Here is a 25,497-nt window from a genome sequence, read left to right as displayed (position 1 = left end):
GTCAGATCAGCCGCAGCTCGCGCGCCCGCCGGACGGCGTCCCGCCGGCGGGTCGCGTCGAGCTTGCGGTAGATGTTGCGCACGTGCGTCTTGACCGTGTTGACCGACAGTGACAGCTCGGCGGCGATCTCCACGTTGGACAGGATGCTCTGGAGATAGCGCAGGATGGTCAGTTCCCGCTCGGTGAGCGGCTCGTCGAGCGACCGGGCCGGACCGTCGGCCGGTGCCGCTGCCGGTTGCGCGTCCACGCCCCGGACCAGCTCGCTCACCGTGGCCCAGTACGCGGTGCCCGAGTCCAGACGCGCGGCGAGCAGGTCCCGTACCCCCGGGTCGGCCCGGGTGAAGACGCGCCGGAAGCCGTCCGGCTCGGCGAGTGCCAGCACCTCCTCCAGCAGCCGCCCGGCGCGCCGAGCGTCACCGGAGGCGTCGGCGAGCGCCGCGTCGAGCAGCCCGGCGCCCAGCCGCACCGGCAGCGGCCAGTCCGCCGCGCCGGACGCGGTCCAGTCGGGCAGCGCACGCTCGGCCGCGCGGGCGTCACCGGCGCGCAGCCGCAGCCGCGCGGCCACCAGCGCCGGCGCCGGCCCGTCACCCGCCGCGTCGAGCAGCGTCCGGGTACCGTCGACGTCGCCGACGGCGGCGCGTACCTGGGCCTCGTCGGCGGCGAGCCATTCGCCCAGCTCCGCGCCGGGCGCGACGGCGCGCGCCCCGGTGAGCGTGCGCAGCGCGCCGCCCGGGTCGCCGCCGTCGGCCAGCAGCCCGGCCCGGCACAGCGCGGTGAGCGCCGCGCCGCCCGGCTCCGCACCGGCCGGCCCGGCGAGCGCCAGGTGGGCCGTGGCCTCCGCCGGCCGGTCCCGCTGCCAGTCCACGAACGCCAGCGCCAGGTACGCGTAGCCGCAGTCGGACCGCGACGACCAGCCCTGACACGGCGGCATCGCCAGCGCCTCCCGGGCCAGTTGCTCGGCGGCCCGCAGCGCGCCCCGGGCCGCCTCCAGCAGCGCCGAGCGGCTGACGCAGAGCAGTTCGGTACGCGGCCGCCCGGCCCGCCGCGCCGCCTCCCGCGCGGCGGCGAACCGGGCCCGGGCGGTGGACAGCTCCCCCTCGGCCAGCGCGACCAGCCCGTGCGCGGCGCCGGCCACCGCGCGCACGTCGTCCCGCTCGGCCGTCCCGGCGCGCGGATCGCCGGCATCACCGGCAACGGCACTGTCGGCGTCCGGGCCGCCCGGGGACTCGTCAGCGGCGATGGTGGCCAGCAGGCGGTCGGCGGCCCGGCGTACCTCCTCGTGGTCGCCGCCGAGCCGGGCGAGGCTCAGCTCCACGGCGGCGGCCAGCCGGCCGAACCGGTCACGGCGGGGCGCGGGCAGGCCGGCGGCCTCGGCCAGCGCCCGCCGCAGCTGCGCGTCGGCGGCGGCCCGATCCCCGGCGTACGCCCGTTCGGCGGCGGCGGCCAGCGCCAGCTCCGGATCCCGGCGGACCGCCTCGGCGGGCGGCTCGGGCGGAGCGGGTACGGCGGCCGGTTCGTCCGGCGCCAGCTCGGGCCAGCGGGTGACGAGCAGTTCGGTGGCGTCGGCCCACTCACCGGCGAGAAGCGCGTGCCGCAGCGCCTCGGCCGGACGGTCGTGGGTGCCGTACCAGCCGGCGGCCCGCCGGTGCAGTTCCCGCACCTCGTCGGCGGGCAGCCGGTCCAGCTCGTCGCGCAGCACGTCGGCCAGCAGCGGGTGCGGCCGGTACCAGGGTGGGCTGCCGCCGTCCTGGTGGAGGAAGCCGCCCTCCCGGGCCGCCTCGGCGAGCAGCTGCCCGGCGTCGGGCCGCCCGGTCAGCGCGGCCGCCAGGTCGGCGTGGACCGCGACGGCCACCGCCACCCGGCGCAGGACGTCGCGGGTCGCCGGTTCCAGCGGGGCGAGCACCTCGTCCCGCAGGTACGCGGCGACGTCCGGCTGGTCACCGGCGAACCGTTCCACGGTGCGCGCCGGGTCGGCGCCGTCGCCGAGCGCGAGCGCGGCGAAGCGCAGCCCGGCCGGCCAGCCGGTGGTCCGTTCGACGAGCCGGGTCACGGCCGGGGCGGGTACGGCCACGCCGTGCGCGACGAGCAGGTCGGCCACCTCGTCGGCGGTGAACGCCAGGTCGTCGGCGCCGATCACGGTCAGCTCGCCGGCCAGCCGCCAGCGGTGCAGCGCCAGCGGTGGTTCGCCCCGCGCGCCGGCCACCAGCCGCAAGCGGCCGTCGGAGTGCCGGAGCAGGAACTCCAGCCCGGTCAGGGCGGCCGGGTCGGTGACCCGGTGCAGGTCGTCCAGGACCAGCAACACGGGTCGTTCACGGGTGGCGAGCGCGGCGGCGAGCGTTTCGAGCTGCTCGGGCCGGGGCGGCCCGTCCGGCATCGGTGGCGGCCCGTCGTCCGGATCGTCGGCGGCGGCGGTACGCAGGGCCGCCGCGAGGTAGCCCCAGAGCCGCCGGGTGGTCTCCCCCTCGGCCACCGTGACCCAGGCCGGCGCCGGCCCGTCCCGCTCCCCCTGCGCCCAGGTCGACAGCAGCGTCGTCTTGCCCCAGCCGGCCGGCGCGCAGACGAGCGTCACCGGCCCGGACGCGCCCTGTTCCAGCCGGTCGAGCAGCCGGGGACGCAGCAGGACCGGCTCGGGCGGCACGGGCGGCGTCAACCGGGACGCCAGCAGCGGCGGGCCACCCGGCAGCGCACCACCGGCGACATCGGGCGAATCGAGGCCGGTGGTGAGCAGATCGGGCGTACCGGTGATGTCGCTTGTGCCGCTCGGTGCGGTGACGACCTGGTCTGCCTCCTCCGGCATGCGTCCCTCCCCCCGTCGGTGCGGGCAGCGGTTACCCGCAGCGCGCCGGTTCACCCCTTCGGGGCGAACCCCGCTCACCCGGGCGGCGCGCACCCTGTAGGCACGCGGGGTGGCCGGCCGGGTTGGCCGGCCACCCGGGGACGGCGGGAGGTCAGGTGGCGCGGAGCGGGCGGCTGGCGGCGGGCGTGCTGGTGCTGGCGGGGGTACGGGTGCTGGCTCCGGCGGGCGCGCGGGTGCTGTCCCGCCGCCGGGCGCGGCGGTCCGGCGCCGACCCGCGGCCGGGCCGGTGGCAGGTGGTGACGATCGCCGGGGCGCCCGAGCAGGTGCTCCCGGCCGGGCGGTGGCCCGAGCCGCTGCGCCGCCTCGACGGCGCGGTCGAGCTGTGGGCCCGTCCGGCCCCCGGCGGTCGCGGTACCGAGCTGGCGGTCCGCCCGCTGGGCGGGGAGTGCACGCTCCCGGGGTTCGCCGCACACCTGGTCGGCGACGACCCGGGCCGGTTCCTGCGCCACGTGCTGCGGCAGACCAAGCAGCTCCTGGAGACCGGCGAGGTGCTGCGGGCGGACCGTTCGCCGCTGGACCGGCCGGGGACCGTGACGTGAGGGCGCTGTGCTGGGCGGGAGCCGGTCTCGTGGAGGTGCGCCGCGTCCCGGACCCGGAGCTGCGCAACGCCCAGGACATGATCGTCCGGGTCCGGCGGAGCACGACCTGCGGCGCGGACCTGCCGCTTCTGGCCGGGCAGGTGCCCGAGGCGTCCGCCGGGGAGGTGCTCGGACGCGAGTTCCTCGGCGACGTGGTCGAGGTCGGTCCGGAGGTACGCCGGCACCGGGTCGCCGACCGGGTGGTGGTGGGCGCGGCGGTGGCCTGCGGGGCGTGCTGGTTCTGCCGCCAAGGGCTGCCGGCGTGCTGTGACAACGGCACGAGCGGCGTGGTGGCCGAGCCGGAGTGGGGGCAGCCGCCCGCCGGCGGGTACGGCCGCCCGGCCCGGCTGGGCGGCTTCGCCGGTGGTCACGCCGAGTACGTGCGGGTGCCGTACGCCGATGTGGGCGCGTTCGCCGTGCCGGAGTCGGTGAGCGACGAGCGGGCGGTGTTCGCCGCCGACGCCGCACCGGCCGGCTGGTACGGCGCCGAGCTGGGCGAGGTCGCCCCCGGCGACGTGGTGGCGGTCTGGGGCGCGGGCGCGGTCGGCCAGCTCACCGCCGACGCGGCGGTGGCCCGGGGCGCGGACCGGGTGGTGGTGGTCGACGACCGGGACGACCGGCTGCGGATGGTCACCGGGCACGACGGCGTGGAGGCGCTCAACCACAGGTACGTGGACGTGCTCGCCGAGCTGCGCGAACGCAGCGGCGGCCGGGGCCCGGACGTGTGCGTCGACGCCTCCGGGGCGCCGGCCGCGCCGGGCCGGTGGCCGGTGGCCGAGCCGGACAGCGGGGCGGCGCTGCGCGAGGCGGTGCACGCCTGCCGCAAGGGCGGCGTGGTGGTGGTGCTCGGCGCCCGGCCCGGATTCGTGGACCGGTTCCCGCTCGGCGCGTTCGCCGACAAGGGGCTCGCCGTCCGCGCCGCCCGGCGCCGGGGCAGTGCCGCGATCCCGGCGCTGCTGGAACGGATGGCCCGCGACGAGCTGGTCACCGAGCACCTGGCCACCCATCGGATGCCGCTGGAGCGCGGCGCCGAGGGGTACGCGTTGTTCCGGGACCGGGCCGACGGCTGCGTCCGGGTGCTCTTCACCCCGTGAAGGTGAGCGCTGTGGATGGCACACTCGGCGGATGCGCGCAGACCGTCCGTACGACCTCGTCCTGTTCGGCGCCACCGGCTTCACCGGCGGACTGACCGCCGAGTACCTGGCCCGGCACGCGCCGGACCGGCTGCGCTGGGCACTCGCCGGGCGCAACCCGGACAAGCTGGCCGCGGTGCGGGACCGGCTGGCCGCGATCGACCCGGCCCTGGCCGACCTGCCGCTGCTCACCGCCGACGTGACCGACCCGGCGTCGCTGCGGGCGGTGGCGGAGAGCGCCCGGGTGGTGGCCACGACAGTCGGCCCGTACGTGCACCACGGCGAGCCGCTGGTGGCCGCCTGTGCCGCAGTCGGCACCGACTATCTCGACATCACCGGCGAGCCGGAGTTCGTCGACCGGATGTACGTGCGGCACCACGCCGAGGCGGTGCGCACCGGGGCACGCCTGGTGCACGCGTGCGGCTTCGACTCGATCCCGCACGACCTGGGCGTCTGGTACACGGTCAAGCAACTGCCGGCCGACGGGCCGATCGCCGTGGACGGCTACGTGCGGGCCGGTGGCCGGTTCTCCGCCGGGACGTACCACTCGGCGCTCACCGCGTTCTCCCGTACCGGTGAGATGAGCCGGGCGGCGCGGGCCCGCCGGGCGATGGAGCCCGGCCCGGACGGACGCCGGGTCCGCGCGGTGCCGGGCAAGGTCGGCCGGGTACGCGAGTTCGGCCAGTGGGCGGTGCCGCTGCCCACCATCGACCCGCAGGTGGTCCGCCGGTCCGCGGCGGCCCGCCCGGAGTACGGCCCGGACTTCCGCTACCGGCACTTCGCGGCGATGAAGCGGCTGCCCACTGTGCTGGTCGCCGGCGTCGGACTGGCCGGTGTGGTGGGGTTGGTGAAGGTGGCGCCGACGCGGCGCTGGCTGCTCGGGCGGCTCGCCTCCGGGCAGGGCCCGACCGCCGAGCAGCGGGCCAAGTCGTGGTTCCGGGTGCGGTTCGTGGGCACCGCCGGCGACCGGCGGGTGGTGACCGAGGTGGCCGGCGGCGACCCGGGTTACGACGAGACGGCCAAGATGCTCGCCGAGTCGGCGCTGTGCCTGGCCTTCGACGACCTGCCGGAGACCGCCGGGCAGGTCACGCCGGTCGCGGCGATGGGTGACGCGCTGCTGGACCGGCTGGTACGCGCGGGCATCACGTTCCGCACCCTGCCGGCGTGAGGTTGACCCTCGACCCGCTTGAGGTCACAGGATGACGGCCGTGGAGAGCGAGCTTCGCAGCATCGGCGAACTGGCCCGGGCCAGCGGGTTGACGGTCAGTGCGCTGCGGTTCTACGACCGTTCCGGCGTGCTGGCCCCGGCCCGGGTGGACCCGGTGACCGGCTACCGCTGGTACACCGAGGAGCAGGTGGACCCGGCCCGCCTGGTAGCAGGGCTGCGCCGGGTCGGAATGCCGCTGGCCGGCATCGCCGAGGCGCTGCGGAACCGGCACCGGCCGGCCGAGGTGCACCGGCTGCTGGACGCGCACCTGCGCCGCCTGGAGGACGGCCTGGCCGACGCGCGTCGCGAACTCTCCCGGATCCGTAGCCTGATCGACCCGGAGGAGACCATCGTGACCACCCGCCTCGTGCTGTCCCGCACCGACCTCGCCGCCGCCGTGGACGCCGTACGCTTCGCCGTCGGCGCCGACCCCGGCCTGCCGGTCCTGTCCGGCGTGCTGGTGGAGGTCGAGCCGGACGGCGTCCGGCTGGTCGCCACCGACCGGCACCGGCTCGCCGTGGCCCGGGTCGGCGGCACCGTCGACGGCCCGCCGGTGAGCGCGCTGCTACCGGTGGTCGCCGTCGACGAACTCCGCGCGCTGCTGGATCTCGACGGCGCCGACTCCGCCGAGGTCGTCGTCGCCACCGACCGGGTGACTGTCACGGTGGCGGGCCGGCCGCTGACCGCCGTCCCGTTGCCGTACGACTTCCCCGACTACCGGCGGCTGCTGCGGGCGCAGCTCGGCGACGTGCCCACGTACCGGATCCCGTTCGACGGCGCGGCGCTGCGCGCGGCGCTCACCGCCGACGGCGTCCCGGTCTGCCACCGCGCGCACGAGGGAGTCGAGCACGAGGTGGTGGCGCTCGGCCTGGACGGCCGGGGTGAGCTGCGCCTGGTCGACCCGAACGGCGTGGTCGCCGCCGGGGGCGTGGCGGGCGTGGAGGGCGTGGAGGGCGGGGCGGGCGCGGCGGGCGCGGGCGGGCCGGATGCGCTTCGGGTGGCGGTGAACCGCGAGTACCTGCTGGACGCGCTGGGGTCCGGCGACGGCCAGCTCGTGCTGGAACTGGACGGCCCGATCGCCCCGCTGGCCGTACGGCGGGCCGACGACGCGCACGCCTTCTCGGTCCTGATGCCGGTACGCCTCTGACGTTCCGCGCTCGCCGGCGTCGGTACCGCCCTGCGGCAGGCATCCGTGACTGTACGTGACGCCGCCGCCCTCCTGGGTGCGTCACCCCTCGCGCACTTTGCTCTGCAGCCATCCGCGCGACGCTGACGCTCCGTCGAACGCCGCGTCGGTGGCTGCAGAGCAAAGTCGCCGGAGGGGCATGTCCGCCGGAGAGCGGATCCGCGAGATTGACCAGGTCAGCGAGCTAGCGAGCCGCAGTGGGGCGGCACGAGCACCGGAGCACCATCACGGAAAGTAAGAACGGCGCACCGACGGCGGCACCACCACGCACCGTCACCGGAAAGGGCCTCGCGGCGGCGGGCTGCGCGGGCCGGGCCGGGGCGGCGGGGGCGCGACGGTAGCATCTGGAGGTCCCACCTGACTGCCTGGACGGAGGCGTACGAGCAGCATGCTCGACATGGAGTTGATCCGGAAGGATCGCGAGGCGGTGGCGACCGCGCTGGCGAAGCGTCTGGATCCCGCCGAGGTCACCCGGGCGCTGGACGACATCCAGCGGCTCGACCAGGAACGACGCGCCCTGATCACGGAGATCGACGCCGAGCGGCAGCGCCGCAAGGCCGAGGCGCGCGCGTACGCGGAGGCGAAACGGTCCGGCGGCACGCCGCAGCCGGTCGCCCCGGAGGCCGAGCGCAAGCAGCTCGCGGAGCTGGAGTCCCAGCTCGACGAGGTGCAGTCCCGGCTCCGCTCGGCGATGAGCGAGCTGCCGAACCTGCCCGCCGAGGACGTGGTCCCCGGCGGCAAGGAGGCCAACCGGGTGGTGCGGACGTTCGGCGAGGCGCCGGCCATCGAGAAGGTACGCGACCACGTGGAGCTGAGCCGCGCGCTCGGCCTGGTCGACCACGAGCGGGGCGTGAAGCTCGGCGGCTCGGGCTTCTGGATGTACACCGGTCTGGGCGCCCGGCTGGAGTGGGCGCTGGTGAACTGGCTGATCGAGCAGAACATCCAGGCCGGCTACGAGTTCCTGCTCCCGCCGCACCTGCTGCTGGACAGCGCCGGTTTCGCCGCCGGGCAGTTCCCAAAGTTCCACGACGACGTCTACCACATCGACAAGCAGTCGTCCTCGCGCGGCCAGTTCCTGCTGCCCACCGCGGAGACGGCGATCCTCGGCGCGTACCAGGACGAGATCCTGGAGACGCCGAAGCTGCCGTTGAAGGCGTTCGCGTACACGCCGTGCTACCGGCGCGAGGCGGCCGGCTCGCACTCCGACGAGCGCGGCACCGTACGCGGCCACCAGTTCAACAAGGTGGAGATCTTCCAGTTCACGCTGCCGGAGCAGGCGGGCGAGGCGCTGGAGGCGATGGTCGGGCACGTCGAGGGCCTGGTCGGCAAGCTCGGTCTGCACTTCCAGACCAGCCTGCTCGCCGCCGGTGACGCGAGCGCCTCGATGAAGAAGACGCTCGACGTCGAGGTGTGGATGCCGAGCACCGGCAAGTACAAGGAGGTGTCGTCGGTCTCCTGGGCCGGTGACTACCAGGCCCGCCGGGCGGCGATCCGCTACCGCGAGCCGGGCGCGAAGCAGACCCGTTTCGTGCACACGCTCAACGGCTCGGCGCTCGCCACCAGCCGCCTGTTCCCGGCCATCCTGGAGCAGTGCCAGCAGCCCGACGGCTCGGTGGTGGTCCCGGAGGTCCTCCGCGACAAGCTCGGCACCGACCGCCTCACCCCGCGCTGACCCGCGTCCCCGCCCCCGTCCCCGCCTCTCCCCCGCGATCTTGCACTTCCGGCCCGCGAGAAGTCCGCTTCACCCCTTCCGCCCGGGCACCAACTGCAAGATCGCGGGAGAGGGAGCGGGGGCGGGAGCGGGAGAGGGGGCGGGGGCGGGGGCGGCGGGTGAGGGCGGCGAGGAGCAGCGCGGCTAGGAGCAGCGCCGTGAGGACGGCGGGGCCTAGCGTGTCGACTGTGCTCACCACTGACTGCTGGATGCGGGCGGCGGTGCGGATGACCGGGTCGGTGAAGGCGTCGTAGCGGCCCTGGGCGAGGCGTACCTCGTACCAGCCGTACCAGGCGACGTAGCCGCCCGCTACCAGCAGCACCAGGCCGCTCAGCCGCGGCACCCACGCGCCCGCGCCGCGCAGCCGCGCCACGACCCGGCCGCGCAGCAGCGCCACGGCGAGCGCGGCCACGCCGACCACGAGCGCCATCCCCAGCGCGTACGCCCCGAACAGCGCCAGGCCGCGCAGCGGCGACCCGGCCCGCAGGCTGGTCACCACGATCGCCAGGAACGGCGCAATCGCGCAGGTCAGCGACGTGAGCGCGTACGCCGCGCCGAACAGCGCCATGGACGGCCAGGTACGGGTGAGCCGGGGCGCGACACGCAGCGGGCGCGGCGTTGGCAGCCGCCGGCCGGCGAGCAGCCAGCACCCGGCCAGCGCCAGCAGCACGCCGAGCGTCACCGTCAGCCACGGCAGCCGGGGCCGCAGCCAGTCCGCCGCCGGTGCCAGGGCGAGCCCGAACGCGCCGAACACCAGCACGTACCCGAGGGTGAGACCGGCCGTCGCGGTGAGCGCGCGGCCGACCGCGCCGCGCCCGCCGTCGGGGCCGGCGACGAGCAGCGAGAGGTACGCGGGCAGCATCGCGAAGCCGCACGGGTTGACCGCGCCGAGCATGCCCGCGGTGAGCGCGAGCAGCAGCGCGCCGGTCATCCCCGGGCCAGCGTCTCGACCTGCCGGGTCAGTGCCTCGCCGTCCAGGAATCCCTGGTGGACGACCCGGCCGGTGCGGTCCAGGACGACGAACGTGCTCTGCTCGGCCACCTTGAACCGGCGCCACAGCGCGCCCGCCCGGTCGTCGATCTGTGTCGTGCCGCCCAGGTCGAACTCGGTGACGAACGACTTCATCGCCTTCTGCTCGCCGAGTCCGGCGACGCCGACGATGGGGACCGTGTCGCGGTAGGTGGGCGCGATCTCGGCCACCGTCCACGCCTGGCTGGCGCAGGTGGCGCACCAGGGCGCCCAGAACCAGAGCACGACCGGCCGCCCGGCCAGGGCGGCGGCGTCGAACGCCGTACCGTCGAGGGTCTTGCCGGTGAACGACAGCGCGGCCGGCACCACGGCCGGTGACGCGGACGCCGGCGCGGATGCCGGCCCGGACGGGGACGCGGCGGCCGAGGGTGCCGGTGCGACCGCTCCGGCCCGGTCCCCGGGCTCGGGCCCGGCGGCGCAGGCGGTCGCGGCGGCGAGCGTGGCGGCCAGTACGGCGGCGGCTGTCACACGAGCGGCGGTACGCATCGGCGGCTCCTGGTTCTACTCGGCCCGGACCAGGCGGAGCGCGAGTTCGGGACAGACCTTGACCGCCTTGAGCGCGCCTTCGCGCAGCCACGTCGGCACCGGGGTGGGCGGGAACGCCGGGTAGCCGTTGCCGTCGAGCCGGATGAAGTCCGGTACGACGTGCGCGCACAGCCCGTGGCCGTCGCAGCGCGACCAGTCCAGGGTGAGCTTCTGCGGGTTGGCGTCCGGCGCGCCGGGCAGGCCCATCATGCCCTTGACGCGTTTGCCGCAGCCCTCGCCGGTGGCGTGCAGCCGCAGGTCGTCGGCGAACACCTCCATGGCGGACAGCGCGAACCGGGCGGTGCCGTCCGGGTGGCTGCACGCGCCGCGTCCCTTGACGTCACCGGCGGCGGCCCGGACCAGCTCGACGGGTGCGCTGCCGGAGACCGCGAGGTCGACCGAGCGGGCCAGGTCGGGCAGGCCCATCTTGCACGGGCCGCACTGCCCGGCGGACTCGCCCGCCAGGTAGCGCACCACCTGCGCGGCCTCGCCGAGCGGGCAGGTGTCGGCACCGAGCGGCACGATGATGCCGGCACCGAGCGTGCCGCCCACGGCGGTGAGCCCTTTGCGGGACACCTCGGCCCGCTCGGCGGCCGCCGCGGTGATCCACTTGCCGTGGTAGCCGCCCATCAGGATGCCCGGGCCGGGCGGCACCTCGCACAGGTCGAGGATCTCCCGCAGCGGGGTGCCGGCCGCGCACTCCACCACGGCGGGGCGCTTCGCCGACCCGGTGACTGTGAGCAGCACGGTGCCCGGCTCGTCGTCGGTGCCGAGCGCGGCGTACTCGTACGGGCCGATCCGGGCGGCGACGGCGAGCTGGGAGTACGTCTCGGCGTTCGACAGCAGCGTGGGCAGACCGCCGACGCCGGAGTCGCTGGAGCGCTTCTTCGTGCCGGGCGGGATGTGCGGCAGGCCGTTGATGCCGTTGACCAGCGCGCCGCCCTCACCGGAGATGAACCGGTGCGGCACCGTGACAATGGTGGTCGGCACCGGCATCCGCCGTTCCTGCAACGCCTCGGTCAGCGAGGGCCGGCCCACGTCGTCGTCGGCCACCCCGATCACGATCTCCTCGGCGTCGAGCGCGAACGCGGCGAGCGCGGCGCCGTCCAGGATCAGGTGCGGGGCGCGGGTGAGCAGCACCTTGTCCTTCCAGCTCGCCGGCTCCCCCTCGGTGGCGTTGACCACCACCACGGCGCCGAGGTCCTGCCGCTCGCAGGACTCCAGCACGGCGCGCAGCTTGCGGGCGAACGGGAAGCCCGCGCCGCCCTTGCCCTTGAGGTCGATCGCCTCGGCGAGTCGCAGCAGCGCCGCCGGTTCCATCGGGCCGATCGGGCCGTGCACCTCCTCGTGGGCCAGCAGGTCGAGCCGGCCGAACTCGGCGAACCCGGCGGTCAGGCGGGGCTCGCCGACACAGGCGACCGGCGGGACCGTCGTGCGCGTCACCGGGCCTCACCTCGCAGCCCGGCCCAGTACGCGCCGTCGACCGCGTCCGCGTCGGCCCGCTTGCGACGGCCGGACCGGCTCTCCTTGCCCGCGCGCATCGCCCGGCGGGAGGCGAGGTCGACGAGCGTCGGGGTGTCGTCCACGAACGCCTCGTCGGCGGCGTAGCGGGCCGGCGGGCGCCAGTAGTCCGGCTCCTCCGGCACGTCCTCCTCGTCGCGGTAGCGGCGGCCGGACCCGCTGAGTGGTTCGGCCGAGAGCGGGGTGCCGGAGATCGGGCCGGCCGAGATCGGCTCACCGGAGACCGGGCGGCTCTCCCAGCGGCGCGGGCTGTCCCACGGCTCCTCCGGCTCGTCGGTCGCGCGCGGTGGCGCGGAGTAGCGGGCGACCTCGGCCGCGGTGGCGTACCGGCTGCTGTCCGGGGGTGCGGAGTGGCGACCGCCGGTGTCCGGCGGCGCCGAGTGCCGGCCGCCGCTCTCCGGCGGAGCCGAGTACCTGGCGACCAGATCCTCGTCGTCGCGGGACCGGCGGCTCACCCGCTCCTCGTTCCGGGACCGGCGGGTCACGCGCTCCTCGTCGTCGCGGCGACGGCGGCGGGGCCGCTCGCCGTCGGTCCGGCGGGCCGGCGCCGCCTCCTCGTCGCGGGCGCGGACGACGGGCTCGCGCTCCTCGTCGCGGCGGCGGGCGGGCGCCTCCTGGGTGCGGGCGCGCCGGGCAGGCGCGTCCGGTTCGGCGTCGCGCCGCCGGGCGGCTGCCGCGCGGACCGGCTCGCGCAGCGACCCGGGTTCCGGCACCACGGGTACGGCGAACCGCTCCGGGTCGCGCCGCCGGGCGGTGCCCGCCGGTGCGGTCCAGGTGGCTGTCGCCTCGGCCCAGCGGCCCCGGCCGGCGCCGCTGTCCTCCTTGTCCGCGGCCTTCTTCCGGGTGAGCGCGGCGAACACGCCGGTACGCTCCTCGCCCTTGCCGGCCATCGCCTTGTTGAGCGCGACGGCCTGGTGCTGCTCGCGGCTGCGCTTGCCGAGGTGGACCGAGACGCGGACCAGCAGCGCCATCACCACCAGCACCACGCAGGCGAGGTAGCTCAGCACCACCCAGCCGGCGGCGGGCCGGCCGGCGTTGAGGCCGTGCACGAGCGCGAACGGCCAGGACACGTACGCCATCGAGTGCAGTCCGCGCCAGAACCACTTCGGGCCGACGCCGGCGAACCGGACCCGGATCAGGCCGGTCCAGAGCACGCCCACCATGAGCAGCGCGGCGACGGTGCCGAGCCCGATGTAGAGGCCGCTGCCGCTGATGAACGGCACCACCGCGTCGGTCGGCCCGGCCCGGCCGATCGCGACCTTGGTGATGACGTGGAAGACCAGCCCGGCCACGCCGAGCACGCCGGTGGCGCGGTGCGCCGACTGGAGCAGCACGCGGTGCCGGATGAGCAGCACCAGGCGGTCGGTGGCGAGCAGGCCCAGCATCACGGTGATGCTGAGCGAGACCAGGGCGACCACCCCGGCGAAGAACTCGGTGAAGAAGAATCCGTACGAGTACATGACGCCGCCGGCGCCGGCCAGCTCCACCCCGGCCCACGCGAGGCCGAGCGCGGAGGCGGTCAGCGCCACCATCGCGGACTTCGACATCGTCCGGGCACCACGACTGGTGGTGGTGGTCCGGACGGTCGTCGCCTTCTCGTTCTGCTGTGCCCGGGCCATCTGCTCCTCGATCGTCTCGCGGCGGCGCCCCCACCGGCCGACCCTGCTCCCACCTCAGGTACGGAGGGACGGCGCGGACGGATCACCTCCGGTGGCGAATTTCTCGGCCGGATTCTCGAACCGTCCGGACCGGACGCGCGTGTAGCGCCTGACGCAACGACGGATGCCCATGCGTTGACAGACTTTGCAACAGGCTCGTAACCTTGCCGCAAAATTTCAGGCTGGTTGCAAGAAGCCGGCACTGATACAGGCTCCACTCCCCCGCATCCCCGCACCCCGCAGGAGTCCTGATGCATCGACGCCGATGCCGCGCCGCCGCGCTCGCCCTGGGTCTGGCCGCGAGTCTGCTCGTCCCCCTCACCGCGGCGGCACCCCCGGCCGCCGCCGCCACCCCCGGCGCCAAGAAGGTCATCGTCCAGCTCTTCGAGTGGAACTGGACCTCGGTTGCCGCCGAGTGCACCAGCACGCTGGGCCCGAAGGGCTACGGCTACGTGCAGGTGTCCCCGCCCCAGGAGCACGTCAACAGCAGCCCGTGGTGGGTGTCGTACCAGCCGGTCAGCTACCGGATCGAGTCCCGCAAGGGCACCCGCGCGCAGTTCCAGTCCATGGTGAACACCTGTCACGCCGCGGGCGTCAAGGTGATCGTCGACGCCGTGGTCAACCACATGTCCGGCCAGGAGAACGGCGGCACCGGCTGGGCCGGCTCGTCGTACGGCCACTACAACTACCCGGGCGTCTACTCGGCGCAGGACTTCCACTACTGCGGCCGCAACGGCAACAACGACATCGCCAACTACAACGACCGGTACGAGGTGCAGAACTGCGAGCTGGTGAACCTCGCCGACCTCAAGACCGAGTCGGAGTACGTGCGCGGCCGGCTGGCCGCGTACCTCAACGACCTGCTCTCGCTCGGCGTCGACGGTTTCCGCCTGGACGGCAGCAAGCACATGCCGGCCGCCGACATCGCCGCGATCAAGGCCAAGCTGAACCGCAGCGCGTACCTGGTGCAGGAGGTCATCTACGGCGCCGGTGAGCCGATCCAGCCGACCGAGTACACCGGCAACGGCGACGTGCACGAGTTCCGGTACGGCAAGGACCTGGCCCGGATGTTCAACAACGAGCGCCTCGCGTATCTGCGGAACTTCGGCGAGTCCTGGGGCTACCTGTCGAGCGCGAAGGCGGTGGTCTTCACCGACAACCACGACACCCAGCGCGAGGGCGGCGTTCTCACCTACCGCAACCGCGGCACGTACGCGCTCGCCAACGCGTTCATGCTGGCCTGGCCGTACGGCACCCCGGCGGTGATGTCGAGCTTCACGTACAGCGGCCGGGACCAGGGCCCGCCCGCCGACGGCAGCAACCGGATCACCAACGTCACCTGCTACTCGGGCTGGGAGTGCGAGCACCGCTGGCCGGTCATCGCCAACATGGTCGGCTTCCGCAACGCCACCGAGGGCGCCGGGGTCTCCAACTGGTACGACAACGGCTACCAGCACATCGCGTTCAGCCGTACCGGCAAGGGCTACCTGACGATCAACGACGAGGACGGCGCGGTGAACGGCCGGTCGTACTACACCGGGCTGCCGGCGGGCCGCTACTGCGACGTCATCCACGGCACGTTCAGCAACGGCTCGTGCAGCGGCCCGGTGATCACCGTGGACTCGTCCGGCTGGTTCGCCGCGAACATCGCCGCGCACGACGGGATCGCCATCCACATCGGCGCGAAGCTCAGCTGAGCCACCCGGGCCGCGAAGCCCCCGTACCCGCAGTACCGGGTACGGGGGCTTCCGGTCGGTTACAGTCGGTTTCGTGCTTTTCGACCGGTTCGCCACGCGCCGGCCTCCCGGCTGGCTGATCGCCGCGCTCGCCGTACCGCTGCTGCTCGTCACCGCGCTGCTGGTCGGCCGCGCGCTCACCGCCGCGCCCGCGCGCCAGGCGGCGCCGCCCGCCGCCGCGCCCCCGGCCACGACCGCCGCGCCGAGTCCGTCGCCGGTGGAGTCGGTGCCGCCCGCCGCGCCGGCACCGGACGACCTGCCGGTGGTCACCTACGACCCGGCGCCCCGCGGCTTCCCGCCCGACCCGGACCCGGCCGACACCCGCCCGCTGAGCGAGGGGCTGCGCCCGAACCGGAACGTGGCCGCCTACGACGCACCGGGCGGCCGTCCGCTGGCGTTCCTCGCGCCGACCATCAGCGGCGTACGGCTCACCGTGCCGATCGTCGACCGCCGCTCCGGCTGGACGGCGGTGCTGCTGCCGTCGGCGAACCGCACCATCGCCTGGCTGCCGTCCGGCGGCTGGACCACTGTGGTGCTGCGCGACCAGATCGTGGTGGAGCGGCGCACCCACCGCCTCACCTGGAACCGGGACGGGCGCGCGATGCGCACCTGGCCGGTCAGCCTCGGCATGTCCGGGCAGCTCACCCCGCTGGGCCGCACGTTCGTGCTGGGCCGCACCCCGCCCCCGGAGGCCGTCTACGGCGGCGTCGACATCTTCGCCCTCGGCGCGATCCCCGACGACCCGGGCGCGGTGCCGACCGGGCTGCGCGGGGCCCACATCGGCCTGCACAGCTGGTACAACGACGACACGCTCGGCAAGAACGTCACGAACGGCTGCATCCGGCTCACCCGCAGCGCCCAGCGCCTGCTGCTGACCGAGGTCGAGCCGGGCACCGCCTTCGTGGTGGTCGACCGCCTGCCCTGACCGGGCTCGGCCCAGCAGCCGGCCGTCGGCCCGGATCCGCTCAGGCCGTCGCGCCGCCGTCGACCGCGATCGACGCGCCGGTGATGTGCCGTCCGCCGGCGCCCACCAGGTGACTGACAGTCGCCGCCACGTCGTCCGGATCCGCGTACCGGCCGAGGGCGATGTGCGACCGCTGCCCGTCCGCGCCCGCGCTGTCCGCCGGGTTCATGTCGGTGTCGGTCGAGCCGGGCAGGATCAGGTTGACGGTGATCCCACGCGGACCGAGCTCGCGGGCGAGCGCCCGGGTCAGCCCGTTCACGGCGCTCTTGGTCATCGCGTACGCGCTCACCCCGGGTGCCGGGACACGGCTGGCGAAGCTGCTGCCGATGTTGACGATCCGCCCACCCGCACCCATGTGGCGTACCGCCGCCTGGGTGACGAGGTAGACCCCGCGCACGTTCACCGCGATCGCCCGGTCCAGGGCCTCTAGGCTGACCGACTCGATCGGCCCACCCGCGAACACCCCGGCGTTGTTGACCAGGATGTCCAACCGCCCCAACTCGGCGACGGTCCGCTCCACGGCGCCGACCACGGCCGTCGCGTCGGTACTGTCCGCATTGATCGCCAGCCCGGTCCGGCCGTACGCCTCGATCTGGCTCACCACGGACTTCGCGCTGTCCTCCGCGGTGCGGTAGGTGAACGCGACGTGGATGCCGTCCTCGGCCAGCCGGCGCGCGACGGCGGCGCCGATACCCCGGCTCCCGCCCGTCACCAGGGCAACCCTGTCGGCAAGTCTGACCGTCATGCCGTCATCCTGACAGTCGACTCAGGACGCTGATCATCCGGGCCACCCGTCCGTTCCCTGTCCGTTCGATCAGACAGGATTGCCGGCACCCAGTCCGGGTACGCGCGGGCCGTCCAGCGGCGAAACGGGGAGACTAGACATGAGCGTACCGACGGGACGGGTCGACACGATCGTGCTCATCCACGGGCTCTGGATGACCTCGCGGAGCTGGGAGCACTGGGCGCAGCGGTACGCCGCGCGCGGCTTCCAGGTGCTCACGCCCGCCTGGCCCGGCATGGACCGCGAGGTGGAGGAGCTGCGGGCCGACCCGGCGCCGATCGCCGCGCAGCGCATCGCCGACATCGCCGACCACTACGAGGCGATCATCAGGGACCTGCCGCGCCCGCCGATCATCATGGGCCACTCGTTCGGCGGCCTGATCGCCCAGTTGCTGGCGGACCGCCGCCTCGGCGCCGCGGTGGTCGCCGTGCACCCCGCGCCGGTACGGGGCGTGCTCAAGCTGCCGCCCAGCACGCTGCGCTCCGGGTACTCCATCCTGCACAACCCGGCGAACCGGCACCGCGCCGTGCCGTTCACCCCGGAGGACTTCCGGTACGCCTTCGGCAACACCATCAGCCAGGAGCAGTCCGACGCGGCCTGGGAGCGGTACGCCGTACCGGGCGCCGGACACGTGCTGTTCGAGGCGGCGTTCGCCAACCTGGATCCGAACTCGGCCACCGAGATCGACAAGAAGCGCAGCGACCGCGCCCCGCTGCTGATCACCTCGGGCGGCGAGGACCACGTGGTGCCCGCGTCGCTGGCCACCAGCATCTCCAACCTCTACCGGAGTTCGACGGCGCTCACCGGCTACCGGGAGTTCCCCGGCCGGTCGCACTTCGTCGGCGGCGAACCGGGCTGGGAGGAGGAGGCGGACTTCGCGCTGGAGTGGGCGGTGGAGGCGGCGAACGAGTTCTCCCCGACAGTGGTCGCCGAGGCCCCTCGACGACGCTGACCACGCCCGACACCGCCGCAGACGTATATCAAGAAGCCGAGAAATTGATATCATCGCCTCGTTCGCCTGCTGGACGAGGAGGCACGCCATGTCCCGCACCATTCTCGATGTCGACGACGACCTCCTGGCCGAGGCCGCCGAGATCCTCGGCACGGGCACCAAGAAGGCCACTGTCAACGCCGCGCTGCAGGAAGTGGTCAACCGGGAGAAGCGCCGGGAGTTCGCCGACTGGCTCAAGAGCGGCGGCCTGCCGGACCTCACCGACCCGGGGCAGGCGTCGAAGCCCGAAGCGGCATGACGCGGGAGCGCTACCTCCTCGACAAGTCGGCGCTGGCCCGGTGGCCGAAGCCCGCCGTGGCGCCGGTCCTGGACGAGTTGTCCGATCGCGGTCTGCTGGCGGTCTGCGGCGCCATCGAGATCGAGGTCGTACACAGCGCCCGCTCGGCCAAGGACGCGAAGCGCGCTCGATGGCTGCTCCGCGGTTTCGACTGGCTCGCCATGCCCGACGACATCTGGGATCGTGCGATCGACATCCAGGTGCAGGCGCTGCACAAGGGCAACCACCGCGCGCTCTCGATGGCCGATCTGCTGATCGCCGCGACGGCCGAACGGCATGGCGTGACCGTTCTGCACTACGACGGTGACTTCGACCTGATCACCGCGATCACCGGCCAGCCGACGACGTGGGTCGTCCCGGCCGGGAAGGCCGACTGACCGACTCCGGCCCTCGATGCCGGGTGGGCCGCCGGGAGCAGCGCCGAGGTGTCCAGGACGAGCCCGTTCACGCGCCGGCCGCCCCGTCGCCCCCGAACTGGCGCAGCCACTCACGTTCTCGACCACGGCTCGTGCATATTCCGCTTCCGGTTGCGGGCGTCCGACGCTGCTCCGGCGCATGCTCATCGCGGCCGGAACCGCCGGGAGCACTCACCGTCGTGTCCGGGCCGGAGCAGACACCGCTGCCCACCGGGCAGCAACCGGTCGCAGAACACCCAGTGGCGGACGTTCTGGTCGTCCTCCGCCGAGACAGTGGTGCCGCCGGGCTCGGTCTGTGGCAGGACGTGGGTCCAGTGCGCCACCACCCGGGCCAGCCGCTGAGCGGAGAGCAGGTCGTTGACGACGACCGGCAGGTGGATCACCCAGCGCTCGGTCACCTGTCGTATCCCCGTTCGTTGCGCGCCCGGGCCTGCTCCGACTGCCAGCGGCGCAGCGCGTTCTTGATTCGGTCCGTCTCCCGGCGGCTCTGCGCCAGCGCGTCGTAGACGGCGGCCAGGTCACCGGCGACGCGGTCGAGGAACTCCCGGACCTCCTGCGGGTCGAGCCCGCGCCGTCCCAGCGGGGTCGGCCGGAAGCTCCGCTCACGCACCTGCCAGGGACGCAGCGGGTGGTACGCCGACGAGCGGTAGCAGGTCGATCCGAGGACCGACCGCCGGCGACGCCGGACACGCCGGAGGAAGACGCGCATGACAGGACCTGCCTCTCACCATCGAGATCGAACCGTGGAAGGGCGGGTCCGCCGGCCCGCCCCGCACCGGCGGACCCACCCCGGCACCTGCCACCGCAGCCTTCGACCAGCAGTACGTCAGCAGGGCTCACATGGCCACTGAGCAGCAATAACTCCACAGTGGCCGCAGAGGCAGTGAAGCACCGCATCGGATCGAATGCAACGTCTAACAAGAGGTGTACTAGCAGCGCTGGACATCATTCATAGAACTCAGCGTGACGTGTCTATTGTTTCTGATACATGGGGGGCGCTAAATTGAGCGAACGCGCGTCAACCGCTACCTGACCATCGGAGGCAGGGGTGTCACAGGCCGTAACGGGATCCACGATGCTTCGACGGCAGCTCGGCAGGAAGCTCGAATCACTTCGCAAGGCTGCCGGGCTGACGATGGAGAAGGCGGCCGAAGAACTGGACCGGGCGCGGGCAACCCTTTACCGCATTGAGAGCGGTGCCGAGAACGTCCGCTTCCGCGCAGCGGACGTCAAGGAGATGCTCAAGCTCTACGGAGCTTCCGAGGAAGACACCGAACTGGTCCTCGCGATGGCATCGGCCACGCGAGAGAACAAGAACTGGTGGCACGACTACATCGGCTCGGGCCTTCCGCGCTGGTTCCAGCTCTACATCGGCCTTGAAGCAGCGGCGTCCAGCATCCGGCAGTACCAAGCCGAGTTGGTTCCCGGCCTACTCCAGACCCGCGCCTACGCAGAGCAGCTCTTCCGGATGCCCGGCGGCGCCATCGAGGCAGGTGACCGCGAGGGCCAAGAGCGAGCCATCCAGCTCCGCGTGGAGCGGCAGGCACTTCTCACCCGCTTCTCCGCCCCACAACTCAGCGTGATAATCAACGAGGCGGTGTTGCGGCGTCCGGTTGGTGGAGCGACCATCATGACCGAGCAGCTACACCAGATCCTGAAGGCCGCAGAGCTACCCAACGTAACCGTGCAGGTTCTAGCTTTTTCTTCCGGGCTGCACGCCGGAGCGATGGCCGGGGCTTTCTCGATCCTGGAATTTCCGCGAGACAGCAGCGGCAAGGAGGTGGAACCGCCGGTGACATACCTGGAAGCCGCTACCGGTGCCATCTACCTCGACAAGCCACACGAGACCGACGCCTACAACACCATCTGGACTGACATAGCGAGCCGCGCGCTGAGCGAGTCCAAGTCGAAGAGCCTGATCCAGCATGTCGCAGAGGAGTACTCCCGTGCCTGACCTGACCGGCGCCGCCTGGCGCAAGTCGACCCGCAGCAACAACGGCGGGGAGTGCGTGGAGGTGGCCGACAATCTCCCCGACGTGGTCGGCCTGCGCGACAGCAAGAACCCCGCTGGCCCGGCCCTCGCTTTCCCGCCGGGCACTTGGGCCGCCTTCATCCGGGCCGTCAAGAGCGAGACGCTGAGCCGCTGACCGTTGCCCGCGCCTACACCGGAGCGGCGGCATCATGATCTCACCGGACTCAGGCTCAGAGCGTGTCATAGACATCGCCACGATGGCCGAGGTGAACCACGAGGACGATCAGTTCACGATCGCGGACGGTGTAGATAATGCGGTAGTCACCGACCCGTACGCGCAGTAGACCGGGATGCCCGGCTAGCGCCTTCACCCCGGCCGGACGGGGCTCGATGGCCAGCGAGGCGAGGGCGTCGACAAGGCGGGCCTGCACGGGTCTATCGAGTTTGCGCAGCAGCTTGGCAGCGGCTCGATCGACCCGGACGGCGAAGACCGGCTCCGGTGGCAGCGTCACAGGCCGAGCTCGTCGCGCAGGTCGGCCAGCGGGACGGGGGTGTCGCCGGCGTCGATACGGGCCAGGGCATCGCGGGCCGCCGAGACATCTGCGGCGTCCTCGGCTCGCTCGATCGCTTCGGCAAGCTCGGCGGGGACGATGGCCGCCAAGCGCTGCCCCCGGCGGGTCACGTAAGTGATCCGCCCGGCGTAGTGGGCACGCGACACGACATCCGCGAGGCTGTCTCGGGCATCGGAGATCGGCAGTTCGGCGGCGGGCTCACTCATATCCCGATCGTACAGCTCGTACGACTCGTACAAGTGCAAAAGTGCCGCCTGCCGGCCCTGGTGTGCGGGTGGGTGCGCCGGGTATGACGGGAACATGAGGGCGAGTTTCCGTCTGGGTCGAATCGCCGGCGTACCGGTCGGCGTCAACTGGAGTGTCCTGGTCATCTTCGTGCTGATCGCGTGGGCGCTGTCGGCGAGCCTGTTCCCTTCCTCGTACCCCGGTCACTCCCCCGTCGCCTACATCGCGGCCGGCCTGGCCGCCGCTGTGGTCTTCTTCCTCGGCCTGCTGGCCCACGAGGTGGCGCACGCGGTGGTCGCCAAGCGCAACGGCATCGAGGTCGAGGGCATCACGCTGTGGCTGTTCGGCGGCGTCGCCGAGCTGAAGGGCGAGGCGAAGGACCCGGGCGCCGAGCTGCGGATCGCCGGGGTCGGGCCGCTGGTCAGCCTGATCATCGGCGTGGTCTTCGCGGCTATCGCGGTGGCGGTCGCCGCCGCGGGCGGGCACGGGCTGCTGCTCGGCGCGCTGGCCTGGCTCGCGGGCATCAACGTGCTGCTGGCGATCTTCAACGTGCTGCCCGCCGCCCCGCTCGACGGCGGGCGGCTGTTGCGCGCGGCGGTCTGGAAGTTCACCGGCGACCGGACCAAGGCGTCTGTGGTGGCGGCCCGCGCGGGCTGGGTGCTCGGTGTCGTGCTGATCGGGCTGGGGCTGTGGCGGTTCTTCACCGGCGCCGGGTTCGGCGGGCTCTGGCTGGCGCTGATCGGCTGGTTCCTGCTCGGCGCCGCCGGCCAGGAGGAACGCGCCGCCCGGATGGGCGACGCGCTGCGCGGCATCCGGGTGGGCGACGTGATGACGCCGCAGCCGCAGACCGCGTCCGGCGACCTCACAGTGGCCGACTTCGTCGACCACTACCTCTTCGCGTACCGGCACTCGGCGCTGCCGCTCACAGTCGACGGCAGGCCGGTCGGTCTGGTCACGCTCGATCGGGTACGCGGCATCGCGGCGGACCGCCGCGCCTCGACCACGCTGGCCGAGGTGTCCTGCCGGGCCGACGAACTGGTGCTCGCCCGCCCGGACGAACAGCTCACCGACCTGCTCCCCCGGCTCAACGAGTGCTCCGACGGCCGGGCGCTCGTGGTGGTCGACGACCAGCTCGTCGGCATCGTCTCGCCCAGCGACATCAGCCGGGCGGTCCAGCGTGGCAGCCTCCGCCAGCAGGTGCCGGTCGGGCGGTAACTCAGTCCCGGGGGAAGTAGCGGTCCATCTCGGCGGTGCGGAACTTCCCCTTCGGGTCGAACTCGCGCAGCAGCGCGGCGAAGTCGGCGTGCCGGGGGTACGCGGCGGCGGGATCGCGCTCGAACAGCTTGCCCCAGTGCGGGCGCGGCGCGAACGGGGCGAGCCGCTCCTCCACCTCGGCCAGCACCGGCGCGACAGCCATCGGGTCACCGATCCAGGTGAAGTGCAGCGCCAGCGAGTCGCGCCGGAAGTTCGGGCTAAGCCACAGCTCGTCGGCGGCGATCGTCCGCAGCTCGCAGATCTGGAGCACGGCGGCGATCCGGTCGGCGACCGGGTCGAGCGCGGCGAGCGCCGCCGACGCGTCGGACCGGGCCACGTGCCACTCCGACTGCAACTCGTCGCCGCTGCTCGGGGTGAAGCCGAGCCGGAAGTGCGGCAGCCGCTCGTGCCACGGCCCCGGCTCACCGAGCTGCGCGGTGCAGTGCTCCGGCGACATGCCGGGCACCGGGTGCCGGGGCGAGTCGGCGGCCACCGTGTCCAGCCAGTCGGCGGGCGGCGGGGCCTGGTCGGCGTACTGCTTGACCCACACCTGGTCGAAGCGCTCCGAGCGCCACGAGGTGAAGACGCTGACGCTGTACGCGGCGTCCAGCGCCTCGTCCAGCGCCGCGCGGGGCAGGCCGAGACGGACGTGCTGGCGCACCGCGTACGTGGGCACCACGTCGAGCGTGAGCCGGGTGACCACGCCCAGCGCGCCCAGGTTGACCACCAGCCCGGCGAACCGCGGGTCACCGCGGTCCACGGTGATCAGGTCGCCGTCGGCGGTGACCAGTTCCAGCGCGGCGACGGCGGCGGCGAGGTTGCGGTTCCGCGCTCCGGACCCGTGGGTGGCGGTGGCGACCGAGCCGGCCACCGAGATGTGCGGCAGCGAGGCGAGATTCGCCAGCGCGTACCCCTGAGCCTGGAGCGCGGTGGCCAGGTCGCCGTAGCGCAGGCCGGCCGCGACGGTGACCGCGCCGCGGTCGGGGTCGAGCGCGACGGTGGGCGGCAGGCCGTCCAGCGCGACCTGGGTGCCGGTGGTGTCGCCGAGCCGGTTGAACGAGTGGCCGGTGCCGACGGCCCGGACCAGGTCGGCCTCCGCGACCAGCCGGCGCAGCTCGTCGGTCGAGGTCGGCCGCGATCGGGTACGCGCCGACCAGCTGACGTTTCCGGCCCAGTTGGTGTCCGTCATGCGCTGCATCATCCGCCATCATGCGGCGGCAGGGTTGCCCCGGCCACTCGGCGGGAATCCTGGCGGGATGAGCAGCTACCGCGACCCGAGCCTCCGCGGCGACGTGTACCCGTCGGAGGAGGAGATCGACCCGACCGGCGTGGACCCCGACGCTGCGGAGATGCCGCCCGCCGCTGTGGGGATGGCGCCCGCCGCTGCGGGGATGCCGCCCGCCGCCGTGGGGGTGACGCCTGCCGCTGTGGGGATGGGGCCTGCCGCGACCGCGCCGGTGCCGGGGCCCACGCCGGAGCCCGAGCCGGACCCGGTGCCTCATCCGGGGCCGCCGCCACGCCAGGCTTCGGGCCGGTCGATCGTGACCCGGCACCTGGACGGTTCCGTCGAGGTGGTGACCGACCTGGACGGCGACGGCGTGGCCGACGTGGTGCAGGTCGACCTGGACGGCGACGGTGTGCCCGACGTGACGTACCTGGACAGCGACCGCGACGGCCGCCTCGACACCGTCCGCCGCGCCACAGCGAGCTGACCCGTCCGCCGCCCGCCCTCACGCCCCGCCCCGCCCCGCCCGGCTCGGCCCGCCCCGGCTCGTCGATCTTGGAGTTGTGGCGCCCGGATTGTCGCTCAGGCGAGGCTTGTCAGGTGCCACAACTCCAAGATCGATGGGGACGGCCGGGCGGCGGGGCCGGGCCGCAAAGGGGCGGGCGAGCCCGGGTCAGAGCTGGGGCATCACCTCGGCGGCTACCAGCTCCAGGTGGTCCAGGTCGGTCAGGTCCAGCACCTGGAGGTAGGCGCGCGAGCTGCCCGCCTCGGCGTACCGGCCGAGCGTGTCGACCACCTCGGCGGGCGTGCCGGCGGCGCCGTTGGCGCGCAGCTCGGCCGGGTCGCGCCCGATCGCCTCGGCGCGGCGCTTCACCTCGGCCTCGTTGCGGCCGCAGCAGAGCACGAGCGCGTTGGACCAGGTCATCGTGGACGGGTCGCGGTCGATCTGGGCGCACGCGTCGCGTACCCGCCCGAACTGCGCGACGGTGTCCTCGACCGAGGCGAACGGCAGGTTGAACTCGTCGGCGTACCGGGCGGCCAGGCGGGGTGTGCGCTTCGGTCCCATGCCGCCGAGCAGGATCGGCGGGCGGGGGCGCTGCACCGGCTTGGGCAGCGCGGGCGAGTCGCTGACCGGGTAGTACGTGCCGGGGAAGTCGAACGTGGAGCCCGCCGGGGTGGACCAGAGCCCGGTGATGACGGCGAGCTGTTCCTCCAGCCGGTCGAACCGCTCCCCCAGCGACGGGAACGGGATGCCGTACGCGGTGTGCTCCTCGGCGTACCAGCCGGTGCCGATGCCCAGCTCGACCCGGCCGCCGCTCATCTGGTCGACCTGCGCCACGGTGATCGCCAGCGGGCCCGGCAGCCGGAACGTGGCGGCTGTCATGAGCGTGCCGAGCCGGATCCGGGTGGTGTCGCGGGCCAGCCCGGCGAGCGTGGTCCACGCGTCGGTCGGGCCGGGATCACCGCTCACCGAACCCATCTTGAGGTAGTGGTCGGAGCGGAAGAACGCGGCGAAGCCGGTCTCCTCCGCGCGGCGGGCCACGGCGAGGAGCTGGTCGTATGTGGCCCCCTGCTGGGGCTCGGTGAAGATCCGCAGTTCCATCCCCCGAGCATATGGAGCCCGCCGGGCCGGGGCAGCGCGACCTGTCATTCCT

Annotated in this window: 26 protein-coding genes; 14 read left to right on the top strand and 12 right to left on the bottom strand. The window is 73.8% G+C overall.

Features of this window, described 5'->3' with window-relative positions; genetic code table 11:
* Position 1 precedes the first annotated feature (1 nt).
* Positions 2–2,797, bottom strand: a complete 2,796-nt coding sequence (locus ML5_RS17760; protein ID WP_013475607.1) for a LuxR C-terminal-related transcriptional regulator — start codon at positions 2,795–2,797, stop codon at positions 2–4.
* A 155-nt stretch (positions 2,798–2,952) separates the two neighbouring features.
* On the opposite strand from ML5_RS17760, the gene ML5_RS17755 reads away from it, so the two are divergent.
* The 5 genes from ML5_RS17755 to serS all read left to right on the top strand — a co-directional run bounded on the left by ML5_RS17755 (position 2,953) and on the right by serS (position 8,633).
* Positions 2,953–3,396 (top strand): hypothetical protein, encoded by a 444-nt coding sequence (locus tag ML5_RS17755; RefSeq protein WP_013475606.1) that lies wholly within the window; start codon positions 2,953–2,955, stop codon positions 3,394–3,396.
* Complete coding sequence (locus tag ML5_RS17750) at positions 3,393–4,529, top strand: alcohol dehydrogenase catalytic domain-containing protein (protein WP_013475605.1); 1,137 nt, start codon at positions 3,393–3,395, stop codon at positions 4,527–4,529. The genes ML5_RS17755 and ML5_RS17750 overlap by 4 nt, the downstream gene beginning before the upstream one ends.
* A gap of 31 nt (positions 4,530–4,560) precedes the next feature.
* Positions 4,561–5,736, top strand: coding sequence for a trans-acting enoyl reductase family protein (locus ML5_RS17745; RefSeq protein WP_013475604.1), 1,176 nt, complete (start codon positions 4,561–4,563; stop codon positions 5,734–5,736).
* A 31-nt stretch (positions 5,737–5,767) separates the two neighbouring features.
* On the top strand, positions 5,768–6,922 hold the full coding sequence (locus tag ML5_RS17740) for a MerR family transcriptional regulator (protein ID WP_013475603.1): 1,155 nt from the start codon (positions 5,768–5,770) through the stop codon (positions 6,920–6,922).
* Positions 6,923–7,349: 427 nt separating this feature from the next.
* Positions 7,350–8,633 carry a serine--tRNA ligase gene (gene serS, locus ML5_RS17735; RefSeq protein WP_013287859.1) on the top strand — a complete coding sequence of 428 codons (1,284 nt, stop codon included), beginning with the start codon at positions 7,350–7,352 and terminating at the stop codon, positions 8,631–8,633.
* Here the strand turns inward: serS and ML5_RS17730 are convergent.
* From ML5_RS17730 to ML5_RS17715, 4 genes are read right to left on the bottom strand one after another with little or no spacing between them, the layout of a single operon-like run.
* Positions 8,620–9,603 (bottom strand): cytochrome c biogenesis CcdA family protein, encoded by a 984-nt coding sequence (locus ML5_RS17730; RefSeq protein WP_013475602.1) that lies wholly within the window; start codon positions 9,601–9,603, stop codon positions 8,620–8,622. The two genes, serS and ML5_RS17730, sit on opposite strands and share 14 nt — an antisense overlap.
* The gene (locus tag ML5_RS17725) at positions 9,600–10,187 is read right to left on the bottom strand and encodes a redoxin family protein (RefSeq protein ID WP_013475601.1); all 588 of its coding nucleotides are present in this window, start codon (positions 10,185–10,187) and stop codon (positions 9,600–9,602) included. Before ML5_RS17725 ends, ML5_RS17730 begins: the two co-directional genes overlap by 4 nt.
* 15 nt (positions 10,188–10,202) lie before the next feature.
* Complete coding sequence (locus tag ML5_RS17720) at positions 10,203–11,669, bottom strand: NADH-quinone oxidoreductase subunit NuoF family protein (RefSeq protein WP_013287862.1); 1,467 nt, start codon at positions 11,667–11,669, stop codon at positions 10,203–10,205.
* Positions 11,666–13,366: a hypothetical protein gene (locus ML5_RS17715; RefSeq protein WP_013475600.1), complete on the bottom strand. Its 1,701-nt coding sequence runs from the start codon at positions 13,364–13,366 to the stop codon at positions 11,666–11,668. Before ML5_RS17715 ends, ML5_RS17720 begins: the two co-directional genes overlap by 4 nt.
* A 290-nt stretch (positions 13,367–13,656) precedes the next feature.
* Between ML5_RS17715 and ML5_RS17710 the strand changes: the two genes are divergently transcribed.
* Positions 13,657–15,102 (top strand): alpha-amylase family protein, encoded by a 1,446-nt coding sequence (locus tag ML5_RS17710; RefSeq protein ID WP_013475599.1) that lies wholly within the window; start codon positions 13,657–13,659, stop codon positions 15,100–15,102.
* Positions 15,103–15,175: 73 nt separating this feature from the next.
* On the top strand, positions 15,176–16,066 hold the full coding sequence (locus ML5_RS17705) for a L,D-transpeptidase (protein ID WP_013475598.1): 891 nt from the start codon (positions 15,176–15,178) through the stop codon (positions 16,064–16,066).
* 40 nt (positions 16,067–16,106) lie between these two features.
* Here ML5_RS17705 and ML5_RS17700 read toward each other — a convergent pair whose 3' ends face one another.
* Complete coding sequence (locus ML5_RS17700) at positions 16,107–16,850, bottom strand: SDR family NAD(P)-dependent oxidoreductase (protein ID WP_013287866.1); 744 nt, start codon at positions 16,848–16,850, stop codon at positions 16,107–16,109.
* Positions 16,851–16,989: 139 nt separating this feature from the next.
* Between ML5_RS17700 and ML5_RS17695 the strand changes: the two genes are divergently transcribed.
* The 3 genes from ML5_RS17695 (at position 16,990) to ML5_RS17685 (ending at position 18,555) form a co-directional block, all read left to right on the top strand.
* Complete coding sequence (locus tag ML5_RS17695; protein ID WP_013475597.1) at positions 16,990–17,841, top strand: alpha/beta hydrolase; 852 nt, start codon at positions 16,990–16,992, stop codon at positions 17,839–17,841.
* 88 nt (positions 17,842–17,929) lie between these two features.
* A complete protein-coding gene (locus ML5_RS17690; protein WP_013475596.1) occupies positions 17,930–18,139 on the top strand; it encodes a type II toxin-antitoxin system VapB family antitoxin in 210 nt (69 codons plus the stop codon).
* A complete protein-coding gene (locus ML5_RS17685) occupies positions 18,136–18,555 on the top strand; it encodes a PIN domain nuclease (protein ID WP_013475595.1) in 420 nt (139 codons plus the stop codon). Before ML5_RS17690 ends, ML5_RS17685 begins: the two co-directional genes overlap by 4 nt.
* 182 nt (positions 18,556–18,737) lie before the next feature.
* Here ML5_RS17685 and ML5_RS17680 read toward each other — a convergent pair whose 3' ends face one another.
* Both ML5_RS17680 and ML5_RS17675 read right to left on the bottom strand, forming a co-directional pair.
* Complete coding sequence (locus ML5_RS17680; RefSeq protein ID WP_013287870.1) at positions 18,738–18,992, bottom strand: hypothetical protein; 255 nt, start codon at positions 18,990–18,992, stop codon at positions 18,738–18,740.
* Positions 18,989–19,303 (bottom strand): DivIVA domain-containing protein, encoded by a 315-nt coding sequence (locus tag ML5_RS17675; RefSeq protein ID WP_013475594.1) that lies wholly within the window; start codon positions 19,301–19,303, stop codon positions 18,989–18,991. The genes ML5_RS17680 and ML5_RS17675 overlap by 4 nt, the downstream gene beginning before the upstream one ends.
* Positions 19,304–19,669: 366 nt before the next feature.
* Between ML5_RS17675 and ML5_RS17670 the strand changes: the two genes are divergently transcribed.
* Both ML5_RS17670 and ML5_RS17665 read left to right on the top strand, forming a co-directional pair.
* Entirely contained in the window at positions 19,670–20,548 is an 879-nt protein-coding gene (locus tag ML5_RS17670) for a helix-turn-helix transcriptional regulator (RefSeq protein WP_174361729.1), read from the top strand.
* Entirely contained in the window at positions 20,541–20,741 is a 201-nt protein-coding gene (locus tag ML5_RS17665; RefSeq protein ID WP_013287873.1) for a DUF397 domain-containing protein, read from the top strand. The genes ML5_RS17670 and ML5_RS17665 overlap by 8 nt, the downstream gene beginning before the upstream one ends.
* Positions 20,742–20,796: 55 nt before the next feature.
* Here ML5_RS17665 and ML5_RS17660 read toward each other — a convergent pair whose 3' ends face one another.
* Positions 20,797–21,078 (bottom strand): type II toxin-antitoxin system RelE/ParE family toxin, encoded by a 282-nt coding sequence (locus tag ML5_RS17660; RefSeq protein WP_083395318.1) that lies wholly within the window; start codon positions 21,076–21,078, stop codon positions 20,797–20,799.
* A complete protein-coding gene (locus tag ML5_RS17655; RefSeq protein WP_174361730.1) occupies positions 21,075–21,344 on the bottom strand; it encodes a type II toxin-antitoxin system prevent-host-death family antitoxin in 270 nt (89 codons plus the stop codon). Before ML5_RS17655 ends, ML5_RS17660 begins: the two co-directional genes overlap by 4 nt.
* Before the next feature lie 94 nt (positions 21,345–21,438).
* Here ML5_RS17655 and ML5_RS17650 point away from each other — a divergent pair, with 94 nt between their 5' ends.
* Positions 21,439–22,578 (top strand): site-2 protease family protein, encoded by a 1,140-nt coding sequence (locus ML5_RS17650; protein WP_013475593.1) that lies wholly within the window; start codon positions 21,439–21,441, stop codon positions 22,576–22,578.
* Position 22,579: 1 nt separating this feature from the next.
* Here ML5_RS17650 and ML5_RS17645 read toward each other — a convergent pair whose 3' ends face one another.
* On the bottom strand, positions 22,580–23,806 hold the full coding sequence (locus ML5_RS17645) for an FAD-binding protein (RefSeq protein ID WP_013475592.1): 1,227 nt from the start codon (positions 23,804–23,806) through the stop codon (positions 22,580–22,582).
* Positions 23,807–23,873: 67 nt separating this feature from the next.
* Here ML5_RS17645 and ML5_RS17640 point away from each other — a divergent pair, with 67 nt between their 5' ends.
* The gene (locus tag ML5_RS17640; protein WP_013475591.1) at positions 23,874–24,329 is read left to right on the top strand and encodes a hypothetical protein; all 456 of its coding nucleotides are present in this window, start codon (positions 23,874–23,876) and stop codon (positions 24,327–24,329) included.
* 186 nt (positions 24,330–24,515) lie between these two features.
* Here the strand turns inward: ML5_RS17640 and ML5_RS17635 are convergent, their stop codons facing one another.
* Positions 24,516–25,445, bottom strand: coding sequence for an LLM class F420-dependent oxidoreductase (locus tag ML5_RS17635; RefSeq protein WP_013475590.1), 930 nt, complete (start codon positions 25,443–25,445; stop codon positions 24,516–24,518).
* Positions 25,446–25,497: the final 52 nt, after the last annotated feature.

It is taken from the genome of Micromonospora sp. L5 (assembly GCF_000177655.2).
GTDB lineage: Bacteria > Actinomycetota > Actinomycetes > Mycobacteriales > Micromonosporaceae > Micromonospora > Micromonospora aurantiaca.
This window is presented reverse-complemented; position numbering and strand designations above follow the sequence as displayed.

What these genes read in the sequence shown, in the direction of transcription:
- ML5_RS17725 (WP_013475601.1), bottom strand. Translation starts at nt 10,187, where the DNA reads ATGCGTACCGCCGCTCGTGTGACAGCCGCCGCCGTACTGGCCGCCACG.
- ML5_RS17685 (WP_013475595.1), top strand. Translation starts at nt 18,136, where the DNA reads ATGACGCGGGAGCGCTACCTCCTCGACAAGTCGGCGCTGGCCCGGTGG.
- ML5_RS17675 (WP_013475594.1), bottom strand. Translation starts at nt 19,303, where the DNA reads ATGCGCGTCTTCCTCCGGCGTGTCCGGCGTCGCCGGCGGTCGGTCCTC.
- ML5_RS17710 (WP_013475599.1), top strand. Translation starts at nt 13,657, where the DNA reads ATGCATCGACGCCGATGCCGCGCCGCCGCGCTCGCCCTGGGTCTGGCC.
- ML5_RS17670 (WP_174361729.1), top strand. Translation starts at nt 19,670, where the DNA reads ATGCTTCGACGGCAGCTCGGCAGGAAGCTCGAATCACTTCGCAAGGCT.
- ML5_RS17745 (WP_013475604.1), top strand. Translation starts at nt 4,561, where the DNA reads ATGCGCGCAGACCGTCCGTACGACCTCGTCCTGTTCGGCGCCACCGGC.
- ML5_RS17760 (WP_013475607.1), bottom strand. Translation starts at nt 2,797, where the DNA reads ATGCCGGAGGAGGCAGACCAGGTCGTCACCGCACCGAGCGGCACAAGC.
- ML5_RS17635 (WP_013475590.1), bottom strand. Translation starts at nt 25,445, where the DNA reads ATGGAACTGCGGATCTTCACCGAGCCCCAGCAGGGGGCCACATACGAC.
- ML5_RS17715 (WP_013475600.1), bottom strand. Translation starts at nt 13,366, where the DNA reads ATGGCCCGGGCACAGCAGAACGAGAAGGCGACGACCGTCCGGACCACC.
- ML5_RS17730 (WP_013475602.1), bottom strand. Translation starts at nt 9,603, where the DNA reads ATGACCGGCGCGCTGCTGCTCGCGCTCACCGCGGGCATGCTCGGCGCG.
- ML5_RS17695 (WP_013475597.1), top strand. Translation starts at nt 16,990, where the DNA reads ATGAGCGTACCGACGGGACGGGTCGACACGATCGTGCTCATCCACGGG.
- ML5_RS17690 (WP_013475596.1), top strand. Translation starts at nt 17,930, where the DNA reads ATGTCCCGCACCATTCTCGATGTCGACGACGACCTCCTGGCCGAGGCC.
- ML5_RS17740 (WP_013475603.1), top strand. Translation starts at nt 5,768, where the DNA reads ATGACGGCCGTGGAGAGCGAGCTTCGCAGCATCGGCGAACTGGCCCGG.
- ML5_RS17655 (WP_174361730.1), bottom strand. Translation starts at nt 21,344, where the DNA reads ATGAGTGAGCCCGCCGCCGAACTGCCGATCTCCGATGCCCGAGACAGC.
- ML5_RS17700 (WP_013287866.1), bottom strand. Translation starts at nt 16,850, where the DNA reads ATGACGGTCAGACTTGCCGACAGGGTTGCCCTGGTGACGGGCGGGAGC.
- ML5_RS17640 (WP_013475591.1), top strand. Translation starts at nt 23,874, where the DNA reads ATGAGCAGCTACCGCGACCCGAGCCTCCGCGGCGACGTGTACCCGTCG.
- ML5_RS17645 (WP_013475592.1), bottom strand. Translation starts at nt 23,806, where the DNA reads ATGACGGACACCAACTGGGCCGGAAACGTCAGCTGGTCGGCGCGTACC.
- ML5_RS17650 (WP_013475593.1), top strand. Translation starts at nt 21,439, where the DNA reads ATGAGGGCGAGTTTCCGTCTGGGTCGAATCGCCGGCGTACCGGTCGGC.
- serS (WP_013287859.1), top strand. Translation starts at nt 7,350, where the DNA reads ATGCTCGACATGGAGTTGATCCGGAAGGATCGCGAGGCGGTGGCGACC.